The sequence below is a fragment of the Alistipes sp. D31t1_170403_E11 genome, assembly GCF_015553985.1.
Lineage (GTDB): Bacteria > Bacteroidota > Bacteroidia > Bacteroidales > Rikenellaceae > Alistipes > Alistipes montrealensis.
Genome location: NZ_JADNHQ010000005.1, coordinates 156,582 through 172,901 on the forward strand (window position 1 = coordinate 156,582; position 16,320 = coordinate 172,901).

Consider the following 16,320-nt stretch of genomic DNA (forward strand, 5'->3'; position numbering starts at 1 on the left):
GGATATTTAATGATCATTACCAGGAGTAGTCCCACCAACCGAGGGGGGGGGAACGTTCGGCCTGTCCACGGCTACGGCCTCATCACGCTGGCTGAAACCCTTGCGCGTCATCTGGCCCCACTTGTAGTCGCGGGACATGAGGTGGTTGAGATACCCCTTCAGCGAAAAAAAGGTGATCAGCGGATGGTAGATAAACGGCTCGAGGATGGATGCTGCAATGATCCATATGTATTCATAGCCCCGCCGGTAGAGCGTGCCCAGGTAATAGTCGTAGGCGACGACGACCAGCGAAAGGAACTGACAGAAAAGGTAAATGGCCAGGAAAATCACCCACATCGTACTCCAGTTGACGGCCCCGGTGATAGCCAGGAAGAGGAACACGAGAAATCCCGTGGCCTCGATAATCGGGGCCAGGAATTCGAAGATGACCATGTAGGGCAGCGTGATGAGGCCCGTCTGGCGGTAGGTCTTGTTGAAAATCATCTTGCGGTGGATCATCAGCGCCTGCATCAGTCCGCGGCCCCAGCGCGTACGCTGGCGGTAGAGCACCACGAGGTTCGGGGGTCCCTCCGTCCAGCAGCAGGTCTCGGGGACCTGCACGACCTTGTAGGGACGCGAGAAGTCGCACATGTAGCCCACCATGCGGGCCAGCAGGTCCATGTCCTCGGCGAAGGACATCGGGTCGTAACCGCCCGCCGCAATGGCCACCTGGCGGTCGAAAAGCCCGAAGCCGCCCGAGACGTTGGGCATGGCGTTGATCGCCGACCAGCCCATCTTGCCCACCAGGTAGGAACGCATGTACTCCAGGTTCTGGAACAGCGGAATCGGCGTATGGGGCGGCCGGACCTCGACCACCTGCCCGTCCTTGATCCGGCAGCCGTTGGCCATGCGCATCGTGCCGCTCACGGCAATCACATGCTTCGACGACGAGAGCACGGGCCAGATGCAGCGGTAGAGGGCGTCGCGGCGCAGGATGCAGTCCACGTCGGTACAGATGAAATAGGGATACGATGCGGCGTTGATGCCCGCATTCGAAGCGTCGGCCTTCGTACCGCCGTTCTCCTTGTCGACGACGATCAGCCGGTGATACTCGGGGTTCGTCGACTTGAGCACGCGCCGGAACGGCTGGGTCTTGATGCGCTCGATATAGGCGAAGGGGACCTCGATCAGTTCATAGTGCTCGATCAGCTTGTCGAGCGTCGAATCCTTGCTGCCGTCGTTCACGATGATCACCTCGAAAAGCGGATAGTCCAGGCCAAGCATCGAGTCGACGTTGTCGATGATGGTCTTCTCCTCGTTGTAGGCCGGCGCGATCACCGACACGCCGGGCGTATAGGGCGATTCGCTCAGCACCTTGCGCACGTAGTTGTCGTCGTAATAGTTCCTGCGGAGTTTCAGCGAGATGAACGACAGGAACATCATGACGATAAAGCTGATCGCCAGGAAACTCGTATAGAAGAATACGAAATAATTGAAAAAATCGAAAAGAAACTCTTTCATGCCCGGTTCGTTAAGGGGTTCTTGACGTGGGCGAAAAGTTGCGAGGCATACCCCGTCGTCAGGGCTTCGAGCTGCCCGAAAAGGCTGCGGCCCGACTCTCCGTAATCGTAGAGGCAGGTCAGCGCACAGAGTTTCGTACCCTGGTCGTCGGCACGCTCAAAGGCTTCGTGAAGGAATCCGAGCGCCCGCCCGGTCCGCAAACCGGCCACGGAGGCGAGGATGTTCCGCTTGATGTATTCGGGCTGCACGTCGTAGATTTCGACCATCTTCGGCTCGGACTCGACGTATTGCATGCCGCCGAGCGTGCGGATGATCTCGTTGCGCAGCGTCCAGGTTTTCGTGTTGAGCATGTCGAGCAGCGGCGGACAGTTGTCGGTCTGTTCGAAGAGCTTGATCTCGCTCACGAAGAAAGCCTTCACATTGTCCTCGACCGAACTGTTAACCCACTTGAGGAAACTCGGAACCACGAATCCCATCTTCTGGCGGTGCTGCACGATCATATGGATTTCGGCCATGTCCCACTTGCTGAGTTTCATCGTGGTATCCTCGTCGAAGAAGCGGAACGGGTTGCTCTGGCTCAGCCACATGTAGGCGAAACGCGCAGCGTGGCGCAATTCGATGCGGCGGTGGTAGAGGAAACGCACCAGCACGGCCTCGGAGACGTATCCGTTGACCGACTGGATCGACAGCAGGGCCTGAATCTTATGCCGCGGCCGCCCGAACTGGATTTCGCGCTCGAAGAAACTGCCTACCTTGAATACGCCCTGCACATTCTGCATGTTGTAGTTGTTGATCGCCTTGTCGCCCAGCTCGCTCTTGATCTTGATGAGCACCTGGACCAAAAAACGCATCTCCTGGCGCTTGAGGCTCTTTTTGATGTCATGATTCACCAGGTCGGCGATCTCGCCGATGGTGCGGTTCTCGCGGTCGGCCAAGACCGATTTCAGGGGATCGTAAAACCGCTTGTAGATGCGGGCGAAAAGATTCTTTTCCCGCTGGCGGCGGTAGATGCCATAGGCCAGGTAGAGAGCGAGGAACAGGTAGAAAACCACGCACAACGTAACGACAGCGATACAGATGCGCAGCACGACCGGATAGCCGATAAACTTATAGTACAGCAGGTAAAAATAATATGTCAGGTAATCAAACCCGGACAAAACTTCATCCATCGGCTCTCGTTCAAATCGTCCTTTCCGCCGCACAACTGCGGATAAGACCCGTACAGGTCACAAAGTTAGGGATTTTTTGGGAAAACCGAACAACAATGTGCACTTTTTTATTTACCACATCATTCATAATAACACACAACACCCCGAAAACACCCCGCAAAAACCAAACATATCCGCCTAAAAACAAACCAATAACGCCCGAACAGACATTCAGAATCGCCGGCAGCGGCCTGCGGCACGGCGATTCTTTTGCCCGTAATTTGCAATTCCACCTCAAAAACTCCGTCTATGTACCTTTCGATCACCGTCAAACTGCTCGTCGGCATGCTGGGAATCATCTTCTTCCTGCGCGTCTCGGGCAAAACCCAAATGGCGCAACTCACGCCGCTCGATTCGGTCAACGCCTTCGTACTCGGCGCCCTGGTCGGCGGGGTCATCTACAATCCCGACACCTCGGTCTGGCAGTTGGTCTTCACGTTCGTCGTCTGGACCGCCGTGAACGTCGCCCTGCGCTACCTGATGCGCTTCCGCCGCATCCGCAAAGCGATCAAGGGCGACACAGCGATGCTCGTCCGCGACCGCAAGTTGGTGCTGCGCGAGTTCCGCCGCAACGGCCTCGAAATGGAACAGTTCCGGACCCTGCTGCGCGAAAACGGCATTTTTTCGATGTTCGACGTGGACGACGTGCGTTTCGAGACCAACGGCCGCATCACCGTCTCGCGGCGCAACGAACCGCCCGAGTCCTACCTGCTGGTCAACGGCGGCAAAATCCTCGACGACTCGCTCCTGCGCTGCGGCAAAACCCGACACTGGCTCACACGCCGCCTCCGGGAGGAGGGCTGCCCCGATGTGGAAAAACTGTTCTGCGTCGAATGGACGCCCGGCAAGGGGTTCTACATCGCCCCGATGGAGGAACGCGGGCGGGGCTCCCGATCCGGACAGAACGCCCCGTCGGCCGACTGACGACGCAAAAAAAGGGCGGCCCACGAATGGGTCGCCCGGATCATCGGCCGATACGGTTATTTGCCGACGGTCTGCGCCAGCGCCACGAAGTAACGCGCTGGCTCCAGCCCGAGGGCTGCCAGCAGTTCGGCCTCGGGAGCGCTGCCGCGTGTGATCGAACGCAGGCCGTGACCCGCCGTATAGATATTCACGTTTTCGGCATAACCCGCGGCGTCCTGCCCGCAGAGGTAACGGACATGCTCCGCCGGGATGTTCTTACCCTCGTAAGCCGTCAGGTCGGCCAGGTAAACCAGGTTCAGCGGAGCGGTATAGACAAAGTCCTGCATTCCGGCCAGTTTGCGGCGGTCGCCCTCCAGCACACGCACCAGTTTTTGCCCCTTGGCATCGTAGGAATAGACGCCTTCGGCGAAGAACGCATAGACACGGATCGGATAGAGCGCCAGCGCCGAAGGGGCCGTCAGGCGGTCCGGTCCGGGGCGGTTGATGCCGGCGGCAGCCCACATTACACCCGAAAGCTCTTCGAGCGTCAGCGGCGCAGCCGCATATTCACGCCACGAGCGGCGGTTTGCCAGCGCCTCGTTCACACTCGTTCCACCCACGGTGTCGGGCATCACGAGGGCGATCTCCGGTCCGTATTTCACTTCGGTTTTCGTCGCCGCGGCCTTCTCGGCCGACGGACTCCCGCAGCACGCCGTCATCAGCAGCGCCGCGCAGGCAATCAGATTCGTTTTCATTTTTCCCATGTAATTAGTTGTGTCGCAGCTAAGATAAAAAAAATTCCGATTCGCGCGCATGTTTATCAACACAAATCCGATTCCGCCCCCTTAATCGAAAACAGATTCCGAAACGGAATCGAGCACGGTGACGATCTCCTCGCCGTAAAGTTCGGCTTTGCGGGCCCCGAAGCCCGCGATCGTGAGCAGGTCGCCGGGCGAGCTGACATCGCCCCGGGCCACATTGAGCAGGTCGCGGTTCGAGGCGATCACAAAGGGTTTGTGCCCCATATTCGCCGCACGCGCGTCGCGCCACCGGCGGAGCGCCTCGAAACGCTCGCACTCCTGCGGCGTAAGGTCCGATGTTACAGGCAGAAATTCCCGGACGAGCGCCGCCTGCAATGCAGGCGCGTCGGAAGCCTCTTCGTTGTAGAAAATAATAAGCGTCCACGAATTGCGGCTTCGCAGGCATCCGCAGTGCATGCGCGATACGCGGACAGCCGAAAGAAATTCGTTCACCGTCCGCTCGTCATGCTCGCGCAGAGCCGGGTCTACGCGGATTTCAAAAGTTTTGATCCTCATAATCTGTCGTTTAAAGTTGCGGAGCCAAATATAGACGAAAGAGGCGGAATATGCAACATTTGGTCCGGAGCCCGGGATTTTTGATTACCTTTGCAAAAAGCCAACACCGAAATATGAAACCGGAAACCGTCTGTACCGTCGTTTTTTCACCGACGGGGACTTCGAAAAAAATCGCCGCGGCAGTGGCCCGGGGCATCGCCTCCCGAGCCGGGGAAGATCCCGCGGAAGCCGCCACCCTGAAAACCATCGATCTGACGCATGCAGCGGCACAGTCCGCGACGCTGCCGGCGGACACAGTGGCCGTCATCGCCGCCCCCGTCTACGGAGGACACGTCGCCCCGACGGCCGTAAAACGGCTCGAAACGCTCCGCGGCGCGGGAACGCCCGCCGTCATCATCGCCGTCTACGGCAACCGGGCCTTCGAAAAGGCCGCGGCGGAGTTGGCGGAACTGGCCTCCCGGCAGGGATTCGTCCCCGTGGCCGCCGCCGCATTCGTCGGGGAACACTCGTACAGCACCGACGCCGCACCCATTGCCGCAGGGCGGCCCGATGCGCAGGACCTCGCCCAGGCTGCGGCGTTCGGCGCCGCAGTCCGCCAAAAACTCGCGGCAGAGACGCCGGCGCCAATCGACGCTGCAAAGCTGAAGGACCTGCATACACCCCTGCTGCCGATGCTGCGATTTATCCGCTTCGTCGTGGGCTACCGTCGCCGCCAGAAGAAAAACCCCGTCGTCTACCTGCCCGCAGGCGATGCCGGCCGCTGCACCCATTGCGGCCGCTGTGCCGCGATCTGCCCGACGCAGGCCATCGCACGCGGCGACGAAGTGCACACGGCCCCGGCCCGCTGCATCCGCTGCTGCGCCTGCGTCAAAGGGTGTCCGGTAGGCGCACGTACCTTCGAAACTCCCTTCGCCGCAGCCCTCGCACGCAGTTTCACCCGGCGCAAACCTCCCGTAATGCTCTTATAGACAGTGATCGAACGACTACCGTCTCCAGCTCCGCACGAACTCGACGCCCTTACCAGCCTGTGGGAGAGTTCGGTACGCGCCACGCACCGATTCCTTGTCCCGGAGGACATCGAATTTTACCGCCGCATGGTGCGCGAAGAGGCGCTTCAGGCCGTGGAACTCTATGTAATACGGGATAACGAAAACGGCTTCGCGGCCTTTGCAGGCGTCGAAGCCGATATGCTCGAAATGTTATTCGTCGCACCCTCCGTACGCGGAAAGGGATTGGGGCGCAAACTCATAGAATACCTCGTCGTCCACCGCGGAATCCGGCGGGTGGATGTCAACGAGCAGAATACGCAGGCTGTGGGATTTTATGCCCGCATGGGCTTTCGCGTTGCATCGCGCGATGCGCTGGACCCCTCGGGCAGACCCTACCCCATTCTCCACCTCACACTTTAGGACCGGATTACCACCGTCACGGACATCGGTCCGTGGGCGCCGAAAACCAACGCCTGCTCGATGTCGGCGGTCTTCGAAGGTCCCGACACGAAACAGCCGTAGCCGAAATCGTCGACTTCGGGCCGCACGACGGCCTCGTGCATCGTGTCGACAACGGCATCTTTCGGAACGACGATCACCAGCGCCGTAGCTCCGAAATAGAGGGCTTTGTGGCGGATGTCCTGCGCGATCCACACCGCACCGTTCTCCGCAACGCCAAATGCTCCCGCCACGACGCCCAGGTCGACATCTACCAGGCAGCGCGGGTCTTCCACCGAATCGGGATCGAGCGTGGCAAGGGTCAGCTCCGGCAGAACCGAAGCGATCGTCCGTGCATCGGGATAACAGCGGCGAACCACCTCGTCGAGGGTTTCGCCGGGCTGCATCCGCACGGCTTTGCCTCCGGCAGCTTCAAGCCGCTCGGCAAACGCCGCCGCGGGATCGTCGAACCGCTGGGGCGTGAAATCCGCCTCGGGACGCGGATATTCAGGCATCCCGTCGGCGGATAATTTTTTCAGTATTTCGTCTTTACTACTCATCTCTTTTTTGTTTTTTTCCACCAGGCATTGAACGTTTGCGGCGCAAAGGGCGGCATAGCGCGGCCGGGAGCGCTCCACGGATTCAGCCCGTTTTCGAGCACGAAACGCGGCAATTTTTCGGCGACGCGGGCCAGGGCGATACCGCCGTAAAAGCGCCGCCGTCCACCCATGACAAAATCCATTCCCCTGACCGAAAGTTTCTTCACCGGATCGGCCAGGCGCAACCCGTCGAGTTGCTGCCGCCACATGTAGATCTGCTCCCCGAGGTCGATCCGCGCCGGGCAGACATCCGAGCAGGAGTAGCACAGCGAGCAGGCCGAGACGTTGCCGTGGTAGAGCTTCGGCGAACGGAGCATCCCGAGGTTGATGCCCAGCGGCCCGGGAATGAAATACGAATAGGAGTAACCGCCCGAACGGCGATAGACCGGGCAGGTGTTCATGCAGGCCCCGCAGCGCAGGCATTTGAGCATGTTGCGGTGCGCAGCGTCGGCCAACCACTCCGAACGGCCGTTGTCGACCAGGATGACGTGAATCCGCTTGCCCGGCGCAGGCTTGCGGTAGAGCGACGTATAGGTCGTGACGGGCTGCCCCGTGCCCGAGCGGGCCAAAAGGCGCGTGAAAACCGCCAGCGCCTCCATGTCGGGAATCACCTTTTCCAGCCCCATGATGGCGATGTGCAGGTCGGCGAACGAGGTTCCCAGGTCGGCATTGCCCTCGTTGGTGCAGACGGCCAGCGCCCCGGTCGAGGCCACCGCGAAATTGACGCCCGTCATCGAGACATCGGCCCCGAGAAACTTGGGACGCAGGGCCTTTCGTGCGGCATGGGTCAGGTAGGTAGGGTCGCTGTTGCCCGGTTCGGTGTGCATTTCGCGTTCGAACAGCGCGCCGACCTCCTCGCGCCGCACGCCGATCGCCGGCAGGACGATGTGGCTGGGCGGCTCGTGCAGCAGTTGCATGATCCGTTCGCCGAGGTCGCTTTCGACGGCATCGACGCCCCGTTCATGCAGGTAAGGCGTCAGGGCGCACTCCTCGGAAAGCATCGACTTGCTCTTGACGAGGTTCGAACCTCCGTGCTCCCGGATCAGTTGCCAGACCGTTTCGTTCATCTCGGCGGCATCCTTCGCCCAATGGACCGTCATGCCGTTGGCCGTGGCGTGGCGTTCGAATTCGCAGAGATAGTGCCCCAGACGGCTCAGGGTGTGGCGTTTGATCTGAGAAGAGAGTTGCCGCAGCCCTTCCCACTCGGGAACGGTCATCATCATCCGGTCGCGTTTTTCACGCACGGCGTACAACGCCTTGTCGTGCCAGGCCATGCGTTCGGCATCGGCGACGAACCGCTTCGCGGCTTTGGAATGCGTGCTCATAACTTCGAATTGAGGATTTCAACGATATGAATGGTCTTCACCGGCAGTTTTTCGCGGTCGATGATCCCCTGCATGTGCATCAGGCACGACGAGTCGGCCCCGGTGACATATTCGGCCCCGGTCGCGATGTGGCGATCCACCTTGGCGCGTCCCATGGCTACCGACACGGCATTCTCCTCGACGGAGAACATGCCGCCGAAGCCGCAGCACTCGTCGCGCCGTTCCGGCTCGGCAACCTCGACGCCTTCGACCAGCGACAGCAGGTCGCGCAGTTTCGAATGGTAGGGAACGTTCATTTCGCTGGGCGACGAGAGGTCCATCTTGCGCACCCCGTGGCAGGAGTTGTGCAGGCTGACCTTGTGCGGAAAACGGGCGTCGAGCCGCGCAGGCTTCACCACGTCGTGGAGGAACTCGCAAATCTCCCAGATGCGCGCATCGATGCACGCATGCTCTTTATAATTGTCAAGCAACCGCGGATAGCCTTCGCGCACGAAGACCACGCAACTGGCCGACGGGCCGACCACATAATCGTACTTCTCGAAAAGCGCATCCATGCGCTCGGCCAACGCCCGGGCATCTTTCTCGAAGCCCGCATTGGCCATCGGCTGGCCGCAGCAGGTCTGGTCGAGCGGATAGTCCACGTCGCACCCGACCTTGCGGAGCAGTTCATACGACGCCCGCCCCACATCGGGATACACCGCATTGATATAACAAGGAATGAATAATCCGACTTTCATCTGTTTTCCATTTTTTTGCACCAAACTAAACCACACCAAAGATAGGGATTTTTTCCGAGACTCGTGCATGTCGGGGATCTTTCCGTCTGCTAAATTACAAAAAAAAGAGAGTCCGGTGCTCCGGACCCTCCCGATTCCGGGAATATTTTCCTACTTAACTTCGATCTGGCGGGCTGCAACGGCAGCTTCAGCCTCTTTCTTTTTCGGAATCCCGATGGTCAGCACGCCGTTTTCGACCCGCGCCGCAATTTTCTCGCGCTCGACATTGTCGGGCAACAGCAGGCTCTGCTGAAATTGCGTGTAGGAAAACTCGCGCCGCAGGTAGGTCCCCTTGTGCTTTTTGTCCTCCTCCTTCTGCTCGGCCCGCTTTTCCATCGTGATGATCAGTTCATTGTCCTTGTTGACATGCACCTTGAAATCGTCGCGCGTCATACCCGGAGCGGCGACTTCCACTTTATATTCGTTCTCATCCTCGAGGATGTTGACGGCGGGAGCCGTGGAGTTGTGGCGTTCGGTGAGCCATTCGCTGCCCAGGAAATCGTTGAAAATGCCCGGCAGCCAATTCTGATTACGTCTTACAGGTACCATAGTTTTGTCCTCCTTGGTTTTATTTTGGTTTAACGTTTCGTTCCATTCCCGCGCCTCCCGGCACGTTCATATCCAATACGGTCAAATCCTGTGCCAGTCAGCAAAAACTGATAAAATGTCACAAATTGACACAACAAAAACAAAAAACCAGAAAAAATGTCCGGACGGGAAGATATTTTAAATATTTTTATATATTTGCAACATGGACAACGAATTGACTTTCCGGCAGGCAAAGTCCTGCGAAGCAGACCGCATCATGCAGATCATCCGCCAGGCTCAGGCCCGGATGCATGCGGCAGGCAGCCGCCAATGGCAGGACGGATACCCCGCTCCGGGGCACATTTCGGCGGACATCGGCCGCGGCCGCGGCTATGTGCTCTGTAAATCCGGCATGGAAGGCCCCCATGCGGTAATCGCCTACGGGGCAGTGGTTTTCGGCGGCGAACCGGCATACGACGCCATCGAGGGCCAATGGCTCACCGATGAACCGTACGTACTGGTACACCGCCTGGCCGTCGCAGACGGAGAGCGAGGACGGGGCGTAGCGGCGGAATTCCTCCACCGCACGGAGGCGCTGGCACTCGAACAGGGAGTCCGGGCATTTCGTATCGACACCAACTTCGACAACCACACTATGCTGCGCCTGATCGAACGCGCCGGGTTCACTTACTGCGGAAAAGTCATCTACCGGAGCGGCGAACGGCTGGCTTACGAGAAACAACTCTGAACGAAAAAACAGAACCCGGGGCTCCACTCCCCGGGTTCTTTCATTTCACTAACGCGTCACTATCTTTTTGAAGAAATCCTCCAGCGGAACATTGTAATAGTCACACAAATCAGCCAGCGTCGTCAGCGAAATGCTATGTTTTCCGCTTTCGATCCGACCGATATTCAAGTCGGTATCGAACCGGACATTTTCTTGGGTTAAACCTCGTTCACGGCGGACCATCTTCAGTCTCTCCACGACCTGTTCTACCAAAATATCATTACGCCGCTGCCGTTTCATAGTGCAAATTACCGGAATTATGAAATGAATTTTTACTACACGCTTGTAGCTAGGCGCAAAAAACCCTGCCTTCAAACGTGTAGTTGCCGGGAGCACTACGAATACTAAACCGTTTGCGTTACTTTTCGAACGTTTTGGAACACACAAAAATAGATAAATTATTGCACGCTGCAACAAAGGTCAATAGTTAAATGACGAAAAATCCGGTTCGGAAGACCAGACGGAACAAAGCATGACGGATGAATCGGGAAGAAAGCGGCCCCCCCGGACAGAAAACCGGACAAACAGCGAAAAGCCATCGAAAAAATATCGTAAAACTTAGGAACCGCCCTCACAGCACACAAAAACGTTACGAATCGACGATCCACAACGTTTCCCCGACCGGGCTTCAAACCACCCTGCCGATCCGGCGGAAATGCCGAACTGCCTCCATAAAAAAACGGGGCCGGTATCTGCAAATACCGCCCCGACAATTCATCAAACAGTAGTTTAATGGTCAAAGGTCGTGTAACCGAAAGACCGCTGTACCGACACGGCCGCCTCGCAATTACAGATCCCTCTATCACATCTTCGTTTTACCTCAGACAAAGAAAAAACGTTGTAAGTTATTCACTTACAACGTTCTATTCAATCTTAAAAGTGGTACCACCAGGAATCGAACCGGGGACACAAGGATTTTCAGTCCTTTGCTCTACCAACTGAGCTATGGCACCATCCGCGAAAAACGGGGTATTCCGTATTATCGTGGTGCAAAGATAAGCAAAAAATTTAATACTGCAAATGCTGCATGCAATTTTGTCGGTAATTTTTTCCGGAGCGGCCAAAATCATTCGGCTGGGAAAACACAGAACAAGGTCCGCTGTCCCGACGGACAGCGGACCCGATAAATGCTATACAGCGGCGTTTATTCAACCTTGTTCTGGTTCGCCTCGCCGATTGCCGGATTGGCGATCACCACCGAACGCGGCAACTGGAAACGCATGCCGGGTTCGTTCTGTTCCCATTTTGCCTTGTAGATGTGGTTGTTCACAAAACCAGCAGCTTCCATCGCGGCATCGTCGCTGCGGTCGATCGGCATATTCAGGCGACGGCGGTCGAGCCACTCCAGAGCGCCCTCCATCCACATCTCAATACGTTTCTGAAGAATAATCTCTTCGACAACGTCATCGAGCGAAGTGGCCGTAATGTCGTAACCCGGATCGCGGTAAGTCGTCACATAATCCTTGAGCGTCTTCTTGGCGGCGGCGATATTGCTGTGCGCCTCGGCCTCGGCCTTGATGAAGACGGCCTCTTCGGCACGCATGTAGATCAGGTCGGTGTTGTTCCAATCACCGTTGTAACCGCGGAACTTAACCGAAACATATTCCGAACGGGCCTTCACGCCCGAAGCGAGCGTATTGGGCAGTCCAGCGGGAAGCAGACACGCATAACCGCTCGTCGCAGCGTTCGGGTCCGGATTGTCCGTCTTGTTGAGCCACCAGCCGCGGCGCACATCGGTCGGATTCAGACGCGCGTAGAGGTAGGAGTGGATCGGACGTTCAGCCCAGGTTCCCGCATAAATCGACATATAGGGGTCCATCTGTGAACACCAGGTTGCATAGGTCTGGCAGTTATCGGCCGTCATCTTGAAACCGAAAATCAGGCTCGGAACATTCTCGATACGGTTGAAACCATTGTTATAGTTTTCTTTGGAAACAAGCGTATATTTGGCAAGAATATCATCGGCCAGCGAGGCGGCCGTGGTCCAGTCTTCCATTACGAGGGCGACGCGGGCGCGCAGAATGGAGGCTACGCTGGCATCGAAATCGGTCCGGGAACTGGTGTCGTCATACCCAATCTCCTCAAAGATGTCCAACGCTTCGTCCAGGTCGTCAGTAATTCGCTTGTAAACCTGCTCCATCGTGGCGCGCGGCAGGTTCTGGCCCAGGGTCTCCTCGGTAGCGAGGGGTACGCCCAGCAGGTCCTTGTTCGCATCCGAATACCGGAACTGGAAAAAGTTGATCAGGTGGTAGTACCCGAAAGCGCGGGAGGTCAGCGCACGCGCACGGTAGGCTTTCATCGTCTCCGAATCAGCCGAAGCCTCGGTGGTAGCCGTGGAGAGAATCTCATTGGCCGTGGCGATAGGAATGTAGAACATGTTCCACAGGTTTGAGGTCGGCGAGTACTCCTCCTGCCAATAGTCGTTAGCATACATATAGAAGTGCATGCTGTGCTGCATCAGCATGGTCATATCCTGCGCTGCCTGGCCGAACGCGAGTTCGATGCCTTTGAAACCGGTCATCCACTGATTGCCGACATAATAGGTGGCATAATGCACATAGATGGATGCCTCGATTCCCTGGAGCACCTTATCGGGGTCGTCCTTGGCCACCTCATCCCGGGTTTCCGAAGAGACTTTTCCCGACGGGTCCACGTCGAAAATACTGTCGCTGCAAGATACCGCGACAGCCGCGCTCATTAAAAATATCAGTATTTTTTTCATATCGATATCGATCTTAGAAGTTAATATTGAGACCTACCGAGGTCGTGCGAATGGGCGAGTAGTACGTACCCTGAACGTTAACCGCCGTGCTGTTGACGCTTACGCCCTGGCCGCCCATGCTCGTACGGGGATCGTAGCCCTTACGCTTCGAAGCGAAGAAGACGTTGTCGCAGGCGAAGTAAATACGCGCGCTCTTAATGCCGATCTTGCTCATCCAGTTCGACGGGAAGGTGTAGCCCAACGTGATGTTACGCAGGTTGAAATAGGTATTGCTGACCAGGAAACGGTCCGAAGATGCGTTGATGTTGGCATCGGCGGTGTTCCAGATCGGGTCCGAACCTTTGCCCGTTTCGGGGTTCCAGGCGTCGGTATAGCTCTTCAGACGGTTCATCGGAAAGTTCGAGCTGGCGAACATCGAATAGTCGTAATCGTAGCCGTAACCGCCGAACTGGAAGTTGGCCATAATCGTCAGGTCGAGGTTTTTCCAGCGCAGGGAGGTGTTCAGGCCACCCGTAAAATCGGAAAGAGCGCTCTTCTCCAGCAGATACTGCGTCGCCTTGGTGGAATCGTCGGTGGTAACTTTCTCCACGCCGACAACGTTGCCGGCATCATCCAGGATGTCCTGATCCATGTACCAGAGCGACTTACCCACTTCGTTCACGCCTGCATACTGGCGCATCTCCCAGCGGTAAATATCCTTACCCTCGTAAATACGCTGATTGGCGTTGGGCATACCCGACTCCTTGTACTCGTCGGGCAGGTTGAGCATCTTGTTGGCATAGGTGTAACCGTTGACCGACACGTCCCAGTACCAGTCCTTCTTCTGGATGATCTTGAAGTTTACGTCGAATTCGAAGCCCGAGTTGCGCAGTTTGCCGACGTTGTACCAGTCGTACGCGCGGCCGGTCGAAATATCCTTCGTACGCTTGAAGAGCAGGCCGTCCGACACACGGATGAAGTAATCCACCGTCAGGTTGATGCGGTCTTTCAGCAGGCCCACGTCCAGACCCACGTCGAACGTCTTCTGCTTCTCCCACGTCAGGTCGGGATTGCCGTAATAGTAGATCTCCGTACCCAGCTTACCCTCGGAAATGGTTACGTTATACTGGTCGGTGTAGGGATAATAGTTGGACAGGTCCTCGTTGCCCTGCGTACCGTAGGTAGCGCGGAGTTTCAGTTCCGAAAGCCAACTGTGCGTTTTCTCCATGAACTTCTCGGCTCCGATGCGCCACGAACCGCCGATAGACCAGAACGTGCCCCACGGATGGTATTTGAAACGCGAGGTTCCGTCGCGGCGGATACCGCCCGAGAAATAGTAACGGTTGTCGTAGTTGTACTCCAGTTTACCGAAGTAACCCTGGATGCGCAGCACGTCCTGATAACCCTCGATTGCCGACATATCCCCGGCATTGTTCAACTGCGGGTTTTTCGGGTCGTAAATCTTGGTCTTCAACACTTCCATGTAATCGCGTACCCAACTGTTGTACTCGTGGCCGACCAAAGCGTTGATGCTGTGGCGTCCGATCGTCTTTTTGTAGTTGAGCATCTGGATCAGGTCGAGGTCGTAAACATCCGTCGACTTTTTATTGATTTTGCCATCGGTCCCTTCACCGTCGCCGATGTAGGGGTTGTAAAACAGCAGCTCGTCGGAAGCACGGTAGCCCAGCGACGCGCTCGACGTAAAGGTGAAGTCGCGCAGAAAATAAATCTCTCCGTACGCCCGGCCCTGAAGATTGTTGCGCTTGATGTCGCGCGTATCCATCTTCAGCGTGGCGATGATGTTCTGTCCGGCCGTTCCGGGACGGGCCGTCGTGCCGTCGGTCTGTCCCGTACCGACATCGTAAACCTTGTCGCCGTTTTCATCGTACTTGATTTTACCCTCGGCATCGCGTGCGTAAACCGGAAACACCGGAGCCCACGAACGCGCCGTGGCGAATGCGGAACTGGCCGCCGAACTGCTTTCCAGCACATTGTCCTGGATGGTGTGGGCATAGGAGAGGTTCGCACCCACCTTGAGCCACTTACGCAGTTTGGTATTGACGTTTATACGGGCGCTGTAACGCTCGAAGCCCGACTCGATCACATAGGATTCGTCCTTGAGGTAACCCAGCGAAATGAAGTAGTCCGACTTCTCGTTTCCTCCGCTGACCGAAACGTTCGTCTCGTTGCGGAATCCCGACTTGAACAGTTCATCCTGCAGGCGCTCGCTGTACAAACGCTTGGCCGACGGGTCGAGCTTGCCGGTCGCGGGATCGATCAGGTAGGTCGACGAATACTTATAGGGGCTGTAATTACCGTGTGCGCCCAACACCTCCTGCGAAGCATAGAGAGCTGCGGCAGCCAGGTCACCGCCGTTTTCAACCCACTTCGTGTCGCGCATCGAGCGCCACTGTGCCTCCAAATAATCCCCGGGATCGGTGATCAGGTCATACTCGGGGATGGCGCGGGTATTGATACCGAACCGGGTGTCGATGCTGACCGTGGGATTGTTCAGATTGCCGCGCTTGGTCGTGATGAAGACCACGCCGTTGGCGGCGCGCGAACCGTAGAGTGAGTTGGCGGTAGCGTCCTTCGACACAGAGATAGACTCGATGTCCGCCGGGTTGATGTCGGACAGGCTGCCCTGATAGGGCGAACCGTCGAGCACGATCAGCGCACCGTTGCCCGCATTGAGCGACCCGACGCCGCGGACGTAGATCGCAGCGTCCGTACCGGGCTGGTTGGTCGCCGTGGTCAACTGCACGCCGGGAACAGCGCCTTCGAGCATTTTCGAAACGGTCGAAACCTGGCGCTTCGAAAGTTCATCACCGCGGATAGTCGCGATTGAACCCGTAAGGTCTTTTTTCGTCGTAGTGCCGAAGGCTGTTACCACGACATTCTCAATAGCCTGGGCGTCCTCGCGCAACACGACGTCGATATGCGTCTTTCCCGCGACAGCCACTTTCTGCGACTCGTAACCAATGAACGAAACCACCAGCGTAGCGTTGGCGGAAGCGGAGATGGTAAACTTACCGTCCGTGCCCGTGGTCGTACCGGTCGACGTGCCGTCGACCATAACCGTCGCACCTGCAACAGGTTTACCTTCCGCATCGGCGACTTTACCGGAAATCTGCCGGTTCTGGGCATAGCCATAGGCACACAGACCCAAAACGGCAATTAACGATAGTAGAATTTTTCTTACCATAAGCGTTAATCTAATTTGTTTTTTAAAATAAAAAACAAGCAAACT

Annotated in this window: 15 protein-coding genes and 1 tRNA gene; 4 read left to right on the plus strand and 12 right to left on the minus strand. The window is 57.2% G+C overall.

Annotated features, from left to right (window positions below):
• Window positions 1-6: 6 nt before the first annotated feature.
• Window positions 7-1,500, minus strand: a complete 1,494-nt coding sequence (locus I2E69_RS11995; protein ID WP_195461459.1) for a glycosyltransferase family 2 protein — start codon at window positions 1,498-1,500, stop codon at window positions 7-9.
• Complete coding sequence (locus I2E69_RS12000; protein ID WP_195461460.1) at window positions 1,497-2,669, minus strand: HEAT repeat domain-containing protein; 1,173 nt, start codon at window positions 2,667-2,669, stop codon at window positions 1,497-1,499. Before I2E69_RS12000 ends, I2E69_RS11995 begins: the two co-directional genes overlap by 4 nt.
• 288 nt (window positions 2,670-2,957) lie before the next feature.
• On the opposite strand from I2E69_RS12000, the gene I2E69_RS12005 reads away from it, so the two are divergent.
• A complete protein-coding gene (locus I2E69_RS12005) occupies window positions 2,958-3,632 on the plus strand; it encodes a DUF421 domain-containing protein (RefSeq protein WP_195461461.1) in 675 nt (224 codons plus the stop codon).
• Between the two features lie 56 nt (window positions 3,633-3,688).
• On the opposite strand, the gene I2E69_RS12010 is transcribed toward I2E69_RS12005, so the two are convergent.
• Both I2E69_RS12010 and I2E69_RS12015 read right to left on the minus strand, forming a co-directional pair.
• Window positions 3,689-4,366: a nitroreductase family protein gene (locus I2E69_RS12010; protein ID WP_195461462.1), complete on the minus strand. Its 678-nt coding sequence runs from the start codon at window positions 4,364-4,366 to the stop codon at window positions 3,689-3,691.
• A gap of 90 nt (window positions 4,367-4,456) precedes the next feature.
• Window positions 4,457-4,927, minus strand: a complete 471-nt coding sequence (locus I2E69_RS12015) for an HRDC domain-containing protein (protein WP_195461463.1) — start codon at window positions 4,925-4,927, stop codon at window positions 4,457-4,459.
• Between the two features lie 113 nt (window positions 4,928-5,040).
• On the opposite strand from I2E69_RS12015, the gene I2E69_RS12020 reads away from it, so the two are divergent.
• Both I2E69_RS12020 and I2E69_RS12025 read left to right on the plus strand, forming a co-directional pair.
• Complete coding sequence (locus I2E69_RS12020; protein ID WP_195461464.1) at window positions 5,041-5,895, plus strand: 4Fe-4S dicluster domain-containing protein; 855 nt, start codon at window positions 5,041-5,043, stop codon at window positions 5,893-5,895.
• 3 nt (window positions 5,896-5,898) lie between these two features.
• Window positions 5,899-6,336, plus strand: a complete 438-nt coding sequence (locus tag I2E69_RS12025) for a GNAT family N-acetyltransferase (RefSeq protein WP_195461465.1) — start codon at window positions 5,899-5,901, stop codon at window positions 6,334-6,336.
• Here I2E69_RS12025 and I2E69_RS12030 read toward each other — a convergent pair.
• The 4 genes from I2E69_RS12030 to I2E69_RS12045 all read right to left on the minus strand — a co-directional run bounded on the left by I2E69_RS12030 (window position 6,333) and on the right by I2E69_RS12045 (window position 9,603).
• Window positions 6,333-6,914 (minus strand): lactate utilization protein C, encoded by a 582-nt coding sequence (locus I2E69_RS12030; RefSeq protein ID WP_195461466.1) that lies wholly within the window; start codon window positions 6,912-6,914, stop codon window positions 6,333-6,335. The two genes, I2E69_RS12025 and I2E69_RS12030, sit on opposite strands and share 4 nt — an antisense overlap.
• Window positions 6,911-8,278 carry a lactate utilization protein B gene (locus tag I2E69_RS12035; RefSeq protein WP_195461467.1) on the minus strand — a complete coding sequence of 456 codons (1,368 nt, stop codon included), beginning with the start codon at window positions 8,276-8,278 and terminating at the stop codon, window positions 6,911-6,913. The genes I2E69_RS12030 and I2E69_RS12035 overlap by 4 nt, the downstream gene beginning before the upstream one ends.
• Window positions 8,275-9,015, minus strand: a complete 741-nt coding sequence (locus tag I2E69_RS12040; RefSeq protein WP_195461468.1) for a (Fe-S)-binding protein — start codon at window positions 9,013-9,015, stop codon at window positions 8,275-8,277. The genes I2E69_RS12035 and I2E69_RS12040 overlap by 4 nt, the downstream gene beginning before the upstream one ends.
• Window positions 9,016-9,165: 150 nt before the next feature.
• Window positions 9,166-9,603: an Hsp20/alpha crystallin family protein gene (locus tag I2E69_RS12045; protein ID WP_195461469.1), complete on the minus strand. Its 438-nt coding sequence runs from the start codon at window positions 9,601-9,603 to the stop codon at window positions 9,166-9,168.
• Between the two features lie 202 nt (window positions 9,604-9,805).
• Between I2E69_RS12045 and I2E69_RS12050 the strand changes: the two genes are divergently transcribed.
• Window positions 9,806-10,330 carry a GNAT family N-acetyltransferase gene (locus I2E69_RS12050; protein WP_195461470.1) on the plus strand — a complete coding sequence of 175 codons (525 nt, stop codon included), beginning with the start codon at window positions 9,806-9,808 and terminating at the stop codon, window positions 10,328-10,330.
• 48 nt (window positions 10,331-10,378) lie between these two features.
• Here I2E69_RS12050 and I2E69_RS12055 read toward each other — a convergent pair whose 3' ends face one another.
• The 4 genes from I2E69_RS12055 to I2E69_RS12070 form a co-directional block, all read right to left on the minus strand.
• Complete coding sequence (locus tag I2E69_RS12055) at window positions 10,379-10,609, minus strand: helix-turn-helix transcriptional regulator (RefSeq protein WP_195461471.1); 231 nt, start codon at window positions 10,607-10,609, stop codon at window positions 10,379-10,381.
• Window positions 10,610-11,249: 640 nt separating this feature from the next.
• Window positions 11,250-11,322, minus strand: a tRNA-Phe gene (locus I2E69_RS12060).
• Window positions 11,323-11,513: 191 nt separating this feature from the next.
• The gene (locus I2E69_RS12065; RefSeq protein ID WP_195461472.1) at window positions 11,514-13,091 is read right to left on the minus strand and encodes a RagB/SusD family nutrient uptake outer membrane protein; all 1,578 of its coding nucleotides are present in this window, start codon (window positions 13,089-13,091) and stop codon (window positions 11,514-11,516) included.
• 13 nt (window positions 13,092-13,104) lie between these two features.
• The gene (locus I2E69_RS12070) at window positions 13,105-16,275 is read right to left on the minus strand and encodes a SusC/RagA family TonB-linked outer membrane protein (RefSeq protein ID WP_195461473.1); all 3,171 of its coding nucleotides are present in this window, start codon (window positions 16,273-16,275) and stop codon (window positions 13,105-13,107) included.
• Window positions 16,276-16,320: the final 45 nt, after the last annotated feature.